At 59.6% G+C, this 13,174-nt stretch carries 12 protein-coding genes; 11 read left to right on the top strand and 1 reads right to left on the bottom strand.

Annotation, left to right across the window (positions count from 1 at the left end):
* Nucleotides 1–58 precede the first annotated feature (58 nt).
* The 7 genes from B3797_RS18505 (at nucleotide 59) to B3797_RS18475 (ending at nucleotide 8,358) form a co-directional block, all read left to right on the top strand.
* Complete coding sequence (locus B3797_RS18505) at nucleotides 59–2,308, top strand: DNA internalization-related competence protein ComEC/Rec2 (RefSeq protein WP_311791844.1); 2,250 nt, start codon at nucleotides 59–61, stop codon at nucleotides 2,306–2,308.
* A 43-nt stretch (nucleotides 2,309–2,351) separates the two neighbouring features.
* On the top strand, nucleotides 2,352–4,100 hold the full coding sequence (gene msbA / locus B3797_RS18500; RefSeq protein WP_311791856.1) for a lipid A ABC transporter ATP-binding protein/permease MsbA: 1,749 nt from the start codon (nucleotides 2,352–2,354) through the stop codon (nucleotides 4,098–4,100).
* On the top strand, nucleotides 4,097–5,086 hold the full coding sequence (gene lpxK, locus B3797_RS18495) for a tetraacyldisaccharide 4'-kinase (protein ID WP_311791843.1): 990 nt from the start codon (nucleotides 4,097–4,099) through the stop codon (nucleotides 5,084–5,086). Before msbA ends, lpxK begins: the two co-directional genes overlap by 4 nt.
* Before the next feature lie 24 nt (nucleotides 5,087–5,110).
* Nucleotides 5,111–6,328: a winged helix-turn-helix domain-containing protein gene (locus B3797_RS18490; RefSeq protein WP_311781848.1), complete on the top strand. Its 1,218-nt coding sequence runs from the start codon at nucleotides 5,111–5,113 to the stop codon at nucleotides 6,326–6,328.
* A gap of 106 nt (nucleotides 6,329–6,434) precedes the next feature.
* Nucleotides 6,435–6,617, top strand: a complete 183-nt coding sequence (locus tag B3797_RS18485; RefSeq protein ID WP_033751266.1) for a Trm112 family protein — start codon at nucleotides 6,435–6,437, stop codon at nucleotides 6,615–6,617.
* On the top strand, nucleotides 6,614–7,363 hold the full coding sequence (gene kdsB / locus B3797_RS18480) for a 3-deoxy-manno-octulosonate cytidylyltransferase (RefSeq protein WP_311791842.1): 750 nt from the start codon (nucleotides 6,614–6,616) through the stop codon (nucleotides 7,361–7,363). The genes B3797_RS18485 and kdsB overlap by 4 nt, the downstream gene beginning before the upstream one ends.
* A 101-nt stretch (nucleotides 7,364–7,464) precedes the next feature.
* Complete coding sequence (locus tag B3797_RS18475) at nucleotides 7,465–8,358, top strand: phosphotransferase (RefSeq protein WP_311781846.1); 894 nt, start codon at nucleotides 7,465–7,467, stop codon at nucleotides 8,356–8,358.
* Here B3797_RS18475 and elyC read toward each other — a convergent pair.
* A complete protein-coding gene (gene elyC, locus B3797_RS18470) occupies nucleotides 8,338–9,123 on the bottom strand; it encodes an envelope biogenesis factor ElyC (protein WP_311791841.1) in 786 nt (261 codons plus the stop codon). The genes B3797_RS18475 and elyC overlap by 21 nt on opposite strands.
* A 125-nt stretch (nucleotides 9,124–9,248) precedes the next feature.
* Here elyC and cmoM point away from each other — a divergent pair, with 125 nt between their 5' ends.
* From cmoM to mukB, 4 genes are all read left to right on the top strand, one after another.
* Nucleotides 9,249–10,034 (top strand): tRNA uridine 5-oxyacetic acid(34) methyltransferase CmoM, encoded by a 786-nt coding sequence (cmoM, locus tag B3797_RS18465; RefSeq protein WP_311791840.1) that lies wholly within the window; start codon nucleotides 9,249–9,251, stop codon nucleotides 10,032–10,034.
* Complete coding sequence (mukF, locus tag B3797_RS18460; protein WP_103795362.1) at nucleotides 10,031–11,353, top strand: chromosome partition protein MukF; 1,323 nt, start codon at nucleotides 10,031–10,033, stop codon at nucleotides 11,351–11,353. The genes cmoM and mukF overlap by 4 nt, the downstream gene beginning before the upstream one ends.
* Nucleotides 11,334–12,044 carry a chromosome partition protein MukE gene (gene mukE, locus B3797_RS18455; protein ID WP_311791839.1) on the top strand — a complete coding sequence of 237 codons (711 nt, stop codon included), beginning with the start codon at nucleotides 11,334–11,336 and terminating at the stop codon, nucleotides 12,042–12,044. The genes mukF and mukE overlap by 20 nt, the downstream gene beginning before the upstream one ends.
* Nucleotides 12,041–13,174 (top strand): chromosome partition protein MukB (gene mukB / locus B3797_RS18450; RefSeq protein ID WP_311791838.1); only part of this gene is annotated, 1,134 nt, incomplete at its 3' end. The genes mukE and mukB, both read left to right, overlap by 4 nt.

Here is a 13,174-nt window from a genome sequence, read left to right as displayed (position 1 = left end):
CTCCCGCCTGATTGCGATCCCCTCTGTCTGCATACTCTGCCTGTTAAACAGGAGTGAGATGAAAATGACAGGGATGATATTTGCCAGAATCGCTATTCTCGCCGCACTGCCACTGCTGTTTCTTCACCAGCTTCCCCCGGCGGCAGGCATCACGGCGCTCGCCTTTGCAGGCCTGGTATTATGGTGGACAACCCTGTTCTGGCTGCGTATCACAGGGATAGCGCTGCTGATGTTTGCCTGGATGCTGGGAGCGGCGCGTTCAGACGTCATCGCAACAGAAGCAGCCAGCAGCGCGCCTGCAACGTACAGCGTACGGATTGATGAAGTCCGGCAAGAGAGACAGCAGATCAAGGTGCAGCTACTCAGGCGAGAAGGGCGCTACCTCTTTCCTCCGCGTTTCGCCTGGCTGTCGCTGGGAGAAAGCCAGCAGGATTATTGTCCGGGACAACGCTGGTCGATGAAGCTCAACCTCAGGCCCGTCCACGCAAAGCTCAACGAAGGGGAGTTCGATGCGCAACGTTTTGCGCTGGCTAACCATATGGCGCTGCGGGGCCGTATTCAACAGCAGCAGCCTGAATCCCTGATCTGCAGCTGGCGCTGGCAGCTTATTATGCGTGATATGCCGATCATTAGCGCTCTTGAGCAGAGCGCGGTTATCCAGGCTCTGGCTTTCGGCGAGCGAGCAGAGATGGACGATGCGCTGCGCCAGCTACTGCGGGAAACCGGAACGGCGCATCTGATGGCGATTTCAGGCATGCATATCGCGCTGGCCGCCAGCAGCGGCTGGCTTATCGCGCGCGCTGTTCAGCTCTTTCTGCCGACGCGTCTTATCGGTTATCTGTTTCCGCTGTTGATGAACTGGCTGGCGGCGGCGCTCTATACCTGGCTTTCGGGCAGCTATGCGCCCGCTCAGCGAACGCTGTTTGCCCTGACGCTGTGGGTCATCTTTCGCCTCAAAGGAGTGCAGCCCGGCGGCTGGCAGGTCTGGAGCCTGTGCGTTGGTGGGTTACTGCTGCTCGATCCTCTGAACGTGCTGTCAGAAAGTTTCTGGCTCTCGGCGCTGGCGGTAGCCATTTTGCTGACGTGGTATCACTGGTTTCCTTTACCTGAACGATGTCGCCACGGCTGGCGCTGGCTGCCGGTTCAGCTGCTACATCTTCAGCTCGGCATGACGCTGCTAATGGCTCCGCTCCAGGTCATGCTGTTTGAGGGAATAAGCTTCTCGGCGCTGGCGGCGAATATGCTGGCGATACCCGCCATTACTTTTATCAGCGTTCCGCTGATTCTGCTGGCGATACTGACGCCAGCTGGCGCGCTCTGCTGCGCATTGTGGCAGCTAGCTGATACCTCCGTGGTCTGGCTGCTGGCGGCGTTAAAGGCCTTGCCTGATGGATGGTGGGCATTCCATGACGCTGGCACCCTGGCGCTGTTGCTGTGGGGTGCGCTGATTGCCTGGCGCTGCGCGCTGTTTTACGCGGCGCCGATCGGCTGTACAGCGCTGGTGGTGGCGCTTATCGTCTGGCGCTGGCCGCGCGAAGAACCGGGCTGGCGTATTGATATGCTGGATGTCGGACAGGGGCTAAGCGTGGTTATCCGCCAGGGCAAAGAAGCAATGCTCTATGATACCGGCCCGCGCTGGGAAAACGGGGATGCGGGTACGCGCCACGTTATCCCCTGGCTGTCACGGAAACATCTGCTGCTACAGACGGTAGTCCTCAGCCATCGTCATCTCGATCACAGCGGTGGGCTTAATGCCATAAAAACCCGCTGGCCTGACGTGCCCATACGCAGCGCGACGCTGGATGACGATCATCTGCCCTGCGTACGCGGCACGCGCTGGCGCTGGGGTGCGTTAAATGTCGAAGCGCTGTGGCCGTTAAAGCGCTCGAAGCTCAGCAACAATAATGATTCCTGTGTGCTGAGTATTGATGACGGCGTTACGCGTTTGCTGCTGATGGGCGATCTGGAAGCGTCGGCGGAGCGGCAGCTGGTCGCGCTGGAAAAAAGTCGCCTTAAGGCCGATATCATCCAGGTTCCGCATCACGGCAGCCGCACCTCGTCAACGCCACTGCTGCTGCGCAGCGTAGACGGTCATATCGCCATCGCCTCTATGGCGCGCTACAACGCCTGGCGTATGCCGGTCAAAAGCGTGCTGGAAAACTACCGACGCGCGGGCTTCGCCTGGTATGACACTGCGCAATCGGGCCAGATAACTGTCACGGTTGCCGGGCGCAAAATCGCGGTTTCCGGGTTAAGAGAGCAAATTTTGCCCCGTTGGTATCATCAGTGGTTTGGCGTCAAACGCTAATCCAGGTAGAATGAGCGGCTATTTCAAACAACGTGAATAAATGATGCATCAAGATAAAGATCTCTCAACGTGGCAGACATTTCGTCGACTCTGGCCGATGATCGCGCCCCATAAAGCGGGTTTATGCGTGGCCGCTGTGGCCCTGATACTTAACGCCGCGGGCGACACGCTCATGCTCTCCCTGTTGAAGCCTTTACTGGATGATGGGTTTGGCAAAGCGGATAAATCGGTACTGATCTGGATGCCGCTGGCCGTTATCGGTCTGATGCTGATCCGCGGCGTCACCAGCTATATTTCCAGCTACTGCATCTCCTGGGTCTCCGGCAACGTCGTGATGAATATGCGTCGCCGTCTCTTTAGCCACATGATGGGCATGCCGGTCTCGTTCTTCGACCAGCAGTCAACAGGCACGCTGCTGTCGCGCATCACCTATGATTCTGAGCAGGTCGCCTCCTCCTCATCCAGCGCGCTGGTTACCGTTGTGCGCGAAGGGGCCTCGATTATCGGCCTGTTTATCATGATGTTCTATTACAGCTGGCAGCTGTCGCTCATCCTGATTGTGCTGGCGCCGGTTGTCTCTCTGGCCATTCGCTCGGTCTCTAAGCGCTTCCGCAGCATCAGCAAAACCATGCAGAACACGATGGGGCAGGTAACGACCAGCGCCGAGCAGATGCTGAAAGGGCATAAAGAGGTGCTGATTTTCGGCGGTCAGGAAGTCGAGTCCGAACGTTTCGCCCGCGTCAGCAACCGCATGCGTCAGCAGGGGATGAAGCTGGTATCGGCCTCATCTATCTCCGATCCGGTTATCCAGTTGATCGCTTCGCTGGCGCTGGCGTTCGTCCTCTATGCCGCCAGTTTCCCTAGCGTGATGGAGACGCTGACCGCAGGTACCATCACCGTGGTCTTCTCATCGATGATCGCGCTGATGCGCCCGCTGAAATCCCTGACTAACGTCAACGCGCAGTTCCAGCGCGGCATGGCAGCGTGCCAGACCCTCTTCTCCATCCTTGATAGCGAGCAGGAGATCGATACCGGCACGCGCGAAGTAGTGCGCGCCAAAGGCAACGTCGAGTTCCGCAATGTCACCTTTACCTATCCAGGACGCGATATACCGGCGCTGCGCGATATCAATCTGGCGCTGCCAGAAGGGAAAACCGTTGCGCTGGTCGGGCGTTCAGGCTCAGGGAAGTCGACGCTGGCCAGTTTGCTGACGCGCTTTTACGATATTCAGCAGGGCGAAATCCTGCTGGACGGCCACGACCTGCGCGAATATACGCTGCGTTCGCTGCGTAATCAGGTGGCGCTGGTATCGCAGAACGTGCATCTGTTCAACGACACCATCGCCAATAACATCGCCTATGCGCGCAGCGAGCAGTATAGCCGCGCCGAGATCGAGAAAGCCGCTACCATGGCGCATGCTATGGACTTCATCAACAAGATGGATAACGGGCTGGATACGGTGATTGGCGAAAACGGCGTGCTGCTTTCCGGCGGTCAGCGCCAGCGTATCGCGATTGCGCGCGCGCTGCTGCGCGACTGCCCGATCCTTATTCTGGATGAAGCGACCTCCGCGCTGGATACCGAGTCCGAGCGTGCGATTCAGTCGGCGCTGGATGAGCTGCAGAAAAACCGCACTTCGCTGGTTATCGCTCACCGCCTGTCGACCATCGAAAAAGCCGATGAAATCGTGGTCGTTGAAGATGGCCGTATCGTTGAGCGCGGCACGCACGCTGTTCTGCTGGCTCAGCAGGGCACCTATGCCCAACTGCATAAGATGCAGTTTGGCCAATGATTGAGCGCATCTGGAGTGGACGCTCGCCGCTGTGGCTGCTGTTGTGGCCGCTCAGCCTGATCTATGGCGCGGTCTCCTCTCTGATTCGCCTCAGCTACCAGCGCGGCTGGCGTAAAAGCTGGCGCGCGCCGGTACCGGTCGTGGTGGTCGGCAACCTCACTGCGGGCGGCAATGGCAAAACGCCGATTGCGATCTGGCTGGTGCAGGAGCTGCAGCGCCGGGGCGTGCAGGTTGGCGTGGTGTCGCGCGGCTACGGCGGCAAAGCGGAGCGCTATCCGCTGCTGGTTAACGCCGAAACGCCGACGGAGCAGGCGGGCGACGAGCCTGTGCTGATCGCCCAGCGCAGCGGTGCGCCGGTCGCAGTGGCGCCAAAACGTCGCGCCGCGGTTGAGGCGCTGCTCGCCGCTCAGCCTGTTGATCTTATTATTACTGACGATGGCCTCCAGCACTACGCGCTCCAGCGCGATCGCGAGATCGTGGTGGTTGACGGCGTGCGCCGATTCGGCAACGGCTGGTGGCTGCCGGCAGGGCCTATGCGCGAGCGCGCCTCTCGCCTGCAGCAGGTCGATGCTGTTATCGTTAACGGCGGCGCTGCGGAGCCGGGTGAAATTGCTATGTCGCTGCGGCCTGGCGAAGCGGTTAACCTGCAAACGCAGCAGTCAGTACCGCTCTCTGCCCTGAAAAAGGTGGTGGCGATGGCGGGGATTGGGCATCCGCCGCGCTTCTTCGCTACGCTTAAGCAGTATGGCGTCACGCCAGTAACCGAGATCGCCTTCGCCGATCACCACGCCTACAGCAAAGATGAGCTCGCCGGTTTGGTGGCCGCGGACCATATCCTGCTGATGACCGAAAAAGACGCGGTGAAATGCCGACGCTTCGCCCAGCCCAACTGGTGGTATCTGCCGGTCGAGGCGGAGCTGAGCGGCAGCGCGGTCGCGCCGCTGCTGGATGATATCGAACGTCTGGCGCGGCAGGGCGCTGACTAACTTCACGCCGAACGCAGGAAGGGAATGAATACAACGCTTTCGCTTTCGCTTCAACAGGCTCGTCATCTTCATCTGGCTGCGCAGGGTCTGCTGCGTACGCCACCCAAACGCGCACGCTTTTCCGATCTGCTCGCCGCTGTCCGGCGCATGTCGCTGCTGCAAATCGATACCATCCACGTTGTCGCGCGCAGCCCTTATCTGGTGCTGTTTAGCCGCCTCGGCAGCTATCCGCAGCGCTGGCTGGAAGAGGCGCTGGCGCAGGGCGCGCTGTTTGAATACTGGGCGCACGAAGCCTGCTTTATCCCGCGCGAAGACTATCGTCTGCTGCGCCACCGCATGCTCCAGCCTGAGCGCCTTGGCTGGAAATATAACGCTCAGTGGGTACGCGATCATCAGCAGGAGATCGCTGACCTGTTGCAGCATATCGCAGAGCAGGGGCCTGTGCGCGCCGCTGACTTCGCCAGCGGCGACGATCACAAGCCAGGCTGGTGGGCGTGGAAGCCGCATAAGCGCCATCTGGAGAACCTTTTCAGCGCGGGCGAGCTGATGGTCAGCGAACGGCGCAATTTCCAGCGGGTTTACGATCTGCGATCGCGCGTGCTGCCGGAATGGCAGGATGCGCTACATGCCCTTAGCGAAGCGGATGCGCAGTGGGAAATGCTGCGCAACAGCGCGCGCAGTCTCGGTATTTTCCGCGCCGCCTGGCTGCCTGATTACTATCGTCTCAGACGGGTGGCGCTGAAACCTTTCCTGGAAAAGGCGCAGCAGGCGGGCGAAATCGTTCCGGTCGAGGTTGCCGGGCTGGGCGAAATGTGGCTGCATCACGATCTGCTGCCGCTGCTTGACGCGCCGCTTAACGCCACGCACAGCGCTATCCTGTCGCCGTTTGATCCGGTCGTCTGGGATCGTCGTCGGGCGCTGGAGCTTTTCCAGTTCGACTACCGCATTGAGTGCTATACGCCAGAGGCGAAACGCAAGTATGGCTACTTTGTGTTGCCGGTGCTGCACCGCGGCGTCATTAAGGCCAGGCTGGATGCCCGTATGCTGCGTCAGGCGCGGCAGCTGGTGATTAAAAATTTTTGGCTGGAGCCAGATACGCGCGTGACCGCCGCTTTCATCAAAGATATTCGCCAGGCGATTAGCCGCTTTGCGGCGTGGCAGGATGCAGAGAGCGTCATATTTGAGCAAATGCCCGCTGCGCTGCAGCCGCACTGGCCCGCAGAGTGGGCGCTCAATAGCTGAGCTTTGCGGTTTGCGCCGCAGTTTCCTGGCCGCTTTCCGCGCACGCTGAAACACTGCGCTGTGGTATCCTTAGCGCCTTATGCAATCGGTCCGTGATGGAGGACATATGGATCACCGTTTACTTGAAATCGTTGCCTGCCCGGTATGCAACGGGAAGCTTTACTACAACAACGCGCAGCAGGAGCTGATCTGTAAACCTGACGCGCTCGCCTTTCCGGTACGCGACGGTATCCCGGTGCTGCTGGAAAACGAAGCGCGCACCCTCGCCGTTGAAGAGATCCATCCATGAGTTTCACGGCGATTATTCCTGCGCGCTACGCCTCGACGCGCCTGCCCGGCAAACCGCTGGTCGATATCGCCGGAAAGCCGATGATCATTCATGTGATGGAGCGCGCGCGCGCCTCTGGTGCCAGCCGCGTGATTATCGCGACGGATCACCCGGACGTAAAAGCGGCGGTTGAGGCCGCAGGTGGCGAAGTTTGCATGACGCGCGCCGACCATCAGTCAGGTACGGAGCGTCTGGCAGAAGTGATCGAAACCTGCCGCTTTGCTGACGATGAGATTATCGTCAACGTGCAGGGCGACGAGCCGCTTATTCCGCCGGAAATCGTGCGTCAGGTGGCGGCGAATCTGGCAGGCGCGCAGGCGGGTATGGCGACGCTGGCAGTGCCGATTCATGACGCGGAAGAGGCGTTTAATCCTAACGCAGTAAAAGTAGTGATGGACGCCCAGGGCTATGCGCTCTATTTTTCGCGCGCCACCATTCCCTGGGATCGCGAGCGTTACGCCGCCTCCCGTGAGGAAGCTGGCGATACGCTGCTGCGCCATATCGGCATCTACGCCTACCGCGCCGGTTTTATTCGTCGTTATGTTTCGTGGGCGCCTTGCCCGCTGGAGCGTATCGAGCTGCTGGAACAGCTTCGGGTGCTCTGGTACGGCGAAAAGATTCACGTTGCCGTAGCGGAAACCGTACCGGGCGTAGGCGTGGATACGCCGGAAGATCTGGCGCGCGTGCGCGCCGCGCTGCAGGGGTGACAGCGTCGGGGAGTTCTCCCCGACGCTTTTATTGATCTGTTTCTGTATTTTTGCCCGCTGAGGCCTCCAGGATGGTGTGACAGGTTCCTTGAGGAGGATGCATGGAAAGTCTCAAATCTGAACTGTCGCTGGTGCTGGGCGAGACGGTCAGCCGACTTGAAACCATCAGCGAACAGCCGCCAACGCGGTTGTATGCACTTTACGATCGCCAGGATAAACCGATGCCGCTGGTGGCGAAATATTTTCGTCATCCGGGACGCGCCGCGCTGGAGGCGAAAAAGCTGGCGCTGCTGGGCCATGAAGGGCTGGTCGCCGTACCTGCGGTCTACGGCCTGGTGCTGAGTCAGCAGCTGCCGGTGCATGAAATGCTGCTGATGGCGCGTCTCAACGGCGTTTCCGCCGAAGCGCCGACCCGTGACGCCGAACGCTGGCGGCAGCTGTGCGAAGAGGTGGTCGAAGGGCTGCTTGCCTGGCACCGCATCAGCAGCCATGGGCTGGTTGGCACCGTCGACAGCACGCAGCAAAACAGCTGGCCAGCCTGGTTCCATCAGCGCGTGGAAGTCTTATGGTCGACGCTCAGCTATCTCCAGCCGCCTTCTTTCACCCTTGCCGATCGGCAGGTGCTGTTTCGCAGCCGCGCGCAGCTGCCCCATCTCTTTCGCGACTTTGACGATCCCTGCGTGATGCTGCATGGCAATCTGCGGCTGACCAGCATCATCAAAAACGCGCGCAGCGATCAGCTGGTGGCAATGACGCAGCCCGGCGTCATCTTATGGGCGCCGCGCGAATATGAGCTGATTCATCTGGGCGACAGCCCGGCGGAGCAGGCGCTAATGGCGCGCTATCTGCAGTGCGCGCCGGTCTCCGAAGGCTTCCTGTGGCGGCGCTGGCTTTACCAGCTGTGGGACTGTATCGACGGGCTGGTGCAGTATGGCGCGTTCGATCGTCCGCGCTTCGATTACGCGCGGGCGCAGCTACTGCCCTGGCTCGGCTGAAGGAGCATCGCCGCCTTTCAGCCACTGCCACGCCTGGCCCAGCGACTCATAAACAACGCGGTCGCTGTGGCTTAGCCACAGCGGAGAAGGGATAGCGCGCTCCCACCAGTTGAGCGGCGAGGTGACCGCCAGCTGATTAGCGGGCGCGGCAACAGGCGTTAAGCCTGCGGCATGAAAGAAAGTAAGCGCCCGCGCCATATGGTTGGCGGAGGTCACCAGCAGGAAAGGTCGCTGGCTGACGACGCCGCGCACCGCGTGCGCTTCCTCTTCGGTGTCTTTCGGCTGATCCAACACCAGGATATGATCCTGCGGCACGCCCAGGCTCAGCGCGACCGATGCGGCAACCTGGCCGTTGCTGACGGGATTCTGTCCGGCGGCGGCGCCGGTAAAGATCATCGTCGCCTGCGGGTTGCGCCGCCACTGCCGCACGCCTTCGGCGACGCGCGGCAGGCTGTTGCCGATCAAATTCGAACTCGGCGCCCAGGCGGGATTAAAGGTGTAGCCGCCGCCCAGCACGACGATAAAACCGACCTTCTCTGCGCCGTTCCAGGTGGCGTAGCGCGATTCCAGCGGCAGCAGCAGGCGATCGGCGATCGGCTGCAGGCTCAGCAGCAGCAGTAGCGCCCAGCTCAGCGAGACTAAAATTTTGCCGCTTTTATGCCAGCGGCTAAACCAAAGCAATAAAATACCCGCTGCCATTAACAGCAGCAGCAGCGGTAAAGGCATTAGCAGGCCGCCCACCAGTTTTTTCAGCCCAAAAAACATCAAAAAAACTCCTTGTTGTCCGAAAAAACAGCAGCCGGAAAGGAAGAAGGGGATGAAAGGTTCATTCTTCTTGAGCCTGTGACAAAATAGCATACGTTTGAGCGCAGCATACCGGAGCCCACGCCATGCAGGATCGTAACTTTGACGATCTCGCGGAAAAATTTTCGCAAAATATTTACGGCACGACCAAAGGGATTGTGCGTCAGGCGATCCTCTGGGACGAGCTGGAGACGATTCTGCCTACGCTCGGCTCGTTTCCACTGCGCGTGCTGGACGCTGGCGGCGGGCTGGGGCAAATTTCCAGCGGGCTGGCGCAGCGCGGTCATCAGATCCTGTTATGCGATCTCTCGGCGGAGATGCTGCGCCGGGCGCAGCAGCATGCCGAGGCGCAGAGTGTGAGCCATAACATGCAATTCAGACAAATCGCCGTACAGCAGGTGGGCGAGCATTTGGATACGCCGGTGGATCTGGTATTGTTTCACGCTGTGCTTGAGTGGGTCGCAGAGCCTGAAAAAGCGCTACAGGCGCTGTTTGACGCATTGCGGCCAGGCGGCGTTATGTCGCTGATGTTTTTTAACCGCCACAGCCTGGTGTTTCGCAACCTGACGCTGGGAAACTTCGGTTACCTGCGGGTCAATATGGCGAAACAGAAGAAGCGCTCTCTGTCGCCGGATTACCCGCGCGATCCTGAAGATGTCTACCGCTGGCTTAGCGCCTGCGGTTTCGACATTGAACAGCGTACGGGCGTGCGCGTCTTCAGCGATTATATGAAAGCGCCGCCGGCGGACGGCGGAGGCGATGCAAGCATTCTTGAGATGGAGCGACGCTACTGTCGCCAGGAACCCTTTTTAAGCCTGGGACGTTACATTCACGTAACCGCGCGTAAACCAGGAAAGCAGGAAGAATTATGAGTGAATTTTCCCAGACGGTACCCGAGCTGGTCAGCTGGGCGCGCAAGAACGACTTTTCGCTTGCGCTGCCGGTCGATCGTCTGGCCTTTTTGCTGGCCATCGCCACCCTGAACGGCGAGCGCATGGATGGCGAAATGAGTGAAGGCGAGCTGATCGATGCTTTTCAGCACGTCAGTAAGGCATTTGAACAGACCCATGAGACCGTCATGGTGCGCGCCAACAACGCCATCAACGATATGGTGCGCCAGCGCCTGATTAACCGCTTTACCAGCGAGATGACGGAAGGCCATGCCATTTATCGTCTGACGCCGCTGGCGATCGGCATCACCGACTACTACATCCGTCAGCGCGAGTTCTCTACGCTGCGCCTGTCGATGCAGCTGTCGATCGTGGCGGGCGAGCTGAAACGCGCCGCCGACGCGGCGGAAGAGGATGGCGACGAGTTTCACTGGCACCGCAACGTCTTCGCGCCGCTGAAATATTCTGTGGCGGAAATTTTCGACAGCATCGACATGACGCAGCGTCTGATGGATGAACAGCAGCAGGCGGTCAAGAACGATATCGCCGATCTGCTGAACAAAGACTGGCGTGCGGCGATCTCAAGCTGCGAAATGCTGCTGTCGGAAACCTCCGGTACGCTGCGCGAGCTACAGGATACGCTGGAAGCGGCGGGCGACAAGCTGCAGGCCAATCTGCTGCGTATTCAGGACGCGACGCTCAGCAGTCCCGATCTCGGCTTTGTCGATAAGCTGGTGTTCGATCTGCAAAACAAGCTGGACCGCATTATCAGCTGGGGCCAGCAGGCGATCGATCTCTGGATCGGCTATGACCGCCACGTCCACAAATTTATCCGAACCGCCATCGACATGGACAAGAACCGCGTATTTGCGCAGCGCTTGCGTCAGTCGGTGCAGAACTACTTCGACCAGCCCTGGGTGCTGACCTACGCCAGCGCCGATCGTCTGTTCGATATGCGCGACGAAGATCTGACGCTGCGCAACGACGAGGTGATGGGTGAACTCCCTGCCGAGCTGGAATATGAAGAGTTTAATGAAATCCGCGAACAGCTGGCGGCGATGATCGAAGAGGCGCTGCTGAGCTACAAATCTGAGCAGAAACCGCTCAACCTCGCCACGGTGATGCGTGACTATCTTGCCCAGTATCCGCGTGCGCGCCACTTTGACCTGGCGCGTATCGTGGTCGATCAGGCGGTGCGTCTCGGCGTGGCGGAAGCCGATTTAGCCGGCCTGCCCGCACAGTGGCAGGCCATTAATGATTACGGAGCCAAGGTGCAGGCACATGTCATCGACAAATATTGAACAAGTGATGCCGCTTAAGCTGGCACAGGCACTGGCGAATCCAGTTTTTCCCGCGCTTGACAGCCAGTTGCGCGCCGGGCGCCATATCGGCATCGAAGAGCTGGATCAACACGCTTTTCTGATGGATTACCAGCCGTATCTGGAAGAGTTCTACGCACGTTACAACGTTGAATTAATTCGCGCGCCAGAGGGCTTTTTCTATCTGCGTCCGCGCTCCACCACGCTTATTCCGCGATCGGTGCTTTCTGAGCTGGATATGATGGTCGGCAAGCTGCTCTGTTACCTCTACCTTAGCCCGGAGCGTCTGGCGAATGAAGGCATCTTCACCCAGCAAGAGCTGTATGACGAACTGCTGACGCTCGCCGATGAGAACAAACTGCTCAAGCTGGTGAACCAGCGTTCGACCGGCTCCGATCTCGATCGGGCCAGGCTGCAGGAAAAAATGCGCGCGTCGCTGAGCCGTCTGCGTCGACTCGGCATGGTGTGGTTTATGGGCAACGACAGCAGCAAATTCCGCATTACCGAATCGGTGTTCCGCTTTGGCGCCGACGTGCGCAGCGGCGACGATCCGCGTGAGGCGCAGCTGCGGCTGATCCGCGACGGCGAAGCGATGCCGCTCGACAGCATTAGCAGCGAGCCGGATGATATTGACAGCGAAGCGAATGATAGTGCGGAGGAAGAACAGGCATGATTGAACGCGGAAAATTTCGTTCGCTTACTTTGATCAACTGGAACGGCTTTTTTGCCCGAACCTTTGATCTTGACGAACTGGTCACCACCTTATCGGGCGGCAACGGCGCCGGTAAATCCACCACCATGGCCGCCTTCGTTACGGCGTTAATCCCGGATTTGACGCTGCTGCACTTCCGTAATACCACCGAAGCGGGCGCAACCAGCGGCTCGCGCGATAAAGGCCTGCACGGCAAGCTGCGCGCCGGCGTGTGCTACGCGGTGCTGGACGTTATCAACTCGCGTCACCAGCGCGTGATTGCGGGCGTGCGTCTGCAGCAGGTAGCGGGCCGCGATAAAAAGGTCGATATCAAACCGTTCAGCATTCACGGGCTGCCGATGGATAGCCAGCCGACCGATATGCTGACCGAGATTATGAACAGCCGTCAGGCGCGCGTGCTGCCGCTGAGCGAAGTCAAAGAGCGCGTCGAAGCGCAGGAAGGGGTGCAGTTCCGTCAGTTCAGCTCGGTCACCGACTACCATGCGATGATGTTCGAACACGGTATCGTGCCGCGTCGTCTGCGCTCCGCTGGCGATCGCAGCAAGTTCTACCGTTTGATTGAGGCATCGCTCTATGGCGGTATCTCCAGCGCCATTACCCGCTCGCTGCGCGACTATCTGCTGCCGGAAAACAGCGGCGTGCGCAAAGCGTTTCAGGATATGGAAGCGGCGCTGCGCGAAAACCGCATGACGCTGGAGGCGATCCGCGTTACGCAGTCCGATCGCGACCTCTTTAAACACCTTATCTCCGAAGCCACCAGCTATGTGTCGGCGGACTATATGCGTCACGCCAACGAGCGGCGCATCCATCTCGACGGCGCGCTGCAGCTGCGCCGCGATCTCTTCTCCAGCCGCAAACAGCTGGCATCGGAGCAGTATCGCCATATTGAGATGGCGCGAGAGCTTGCTGAACACGGCGGCGCGGAGAACGATCTGGAAGCGGACTATCAGGCCGCCAGCGATCACCTCAATCTGGTGCAGACCGCCATGCGCCAGCAGGAAAAAATCGAGCGCTATGAGGCGGATCTTGACGAGCTGACCCACCGTCTGGAAGAGCAGAACGAGGTGGTAGCGGAAGCGCGCGAAGTGCAC

The sequence above is a fragment of the Pantoea sp. UBA5923 genome, assembly GCF_002431095.1.
Classification (GTDB): Bacteria; Pseudomonadota; Gammaproteobacteria; order Enterobacterales; family Enterobacteriaceae; genus Pantoea; species Pantoea piersonii.
The sequence above is the reverse complement of the archived record's forward strand: the minus strand, read 5'-3'. Positions and strand labels throughout refer to the sequence as shown.

Coding starts and splice junctions, on each gene's coding strand:
- B3797_RS18505 (WP_311791844.1), top strand. CDS start 59: ATGAAAATGACAGGGATGATATTTGCCAGAATCGCTATTCTCGCCGCA.
- msbA (WP_311791856.1), top strand. CDS start 2,352: ATGCATCAAGATAAAGATCTCTCAACGTGGCAGACATTTCGTCGACTC.
- lpxK (WP_311791843.1), top strand. CDS start 4,097: ATGATTGAGCGCATCTGGAGTGGACGCTCGCCGCTGTGGCTGCTGTTG.
- B3797_RS18490 (WP_311781848.1), top strand. CDS start 5,111: ATGAATACAACGCTTTCGCTTTCGCTTCAACAGGCTCGTCATCTTCAT.
- B3797_RS18485 (WP_033751266.1), top strand. CDS start 6,435: ATGGATCACCGTTTACTTGAAATCGTTGCCTGCCCGGTATGCAACGGG.
- kdsB (WP_311791842.1), top strand. CDS start 6,614: ATGAGTTTCACGGCGATTATTCCTGCGCGCTACGCCTCGACGCGCCTG.
- B3797_RS18475 (WP_311781846.1), top strand. CDS start 7,465: ATGGAAAGTCTCAAATCTGAACTGTCGCTGGTGCTGGGCGAGACGGTC.
- elyC (WP_311791841.1), bottom strand. CDS start 9,123: ATGTTTTTTGGGCTGAAAAAACTGGTGGGCGGCCTGCTAATGCCTTTA.
- cmoM (WP_311791840.1), top strand. CDS start 9,249: ATGCAGGATCGTAACTTTGACGATCTCGCGGAAAAATTTTCGCAAAAT.
- mukF (WP_103795362.1), top strand. CDS start 10,031: ATGAGTGAATTTTCCCAGACGGTACCCGAGCTGGTCAGCTGGGCGCGC.
- mukE (WP_311791839.1), top strand. CDS start 11,334: ATGTCATCGACAAATATTGAACAAGTGATGCCGCTTAAGCTGGCACAG.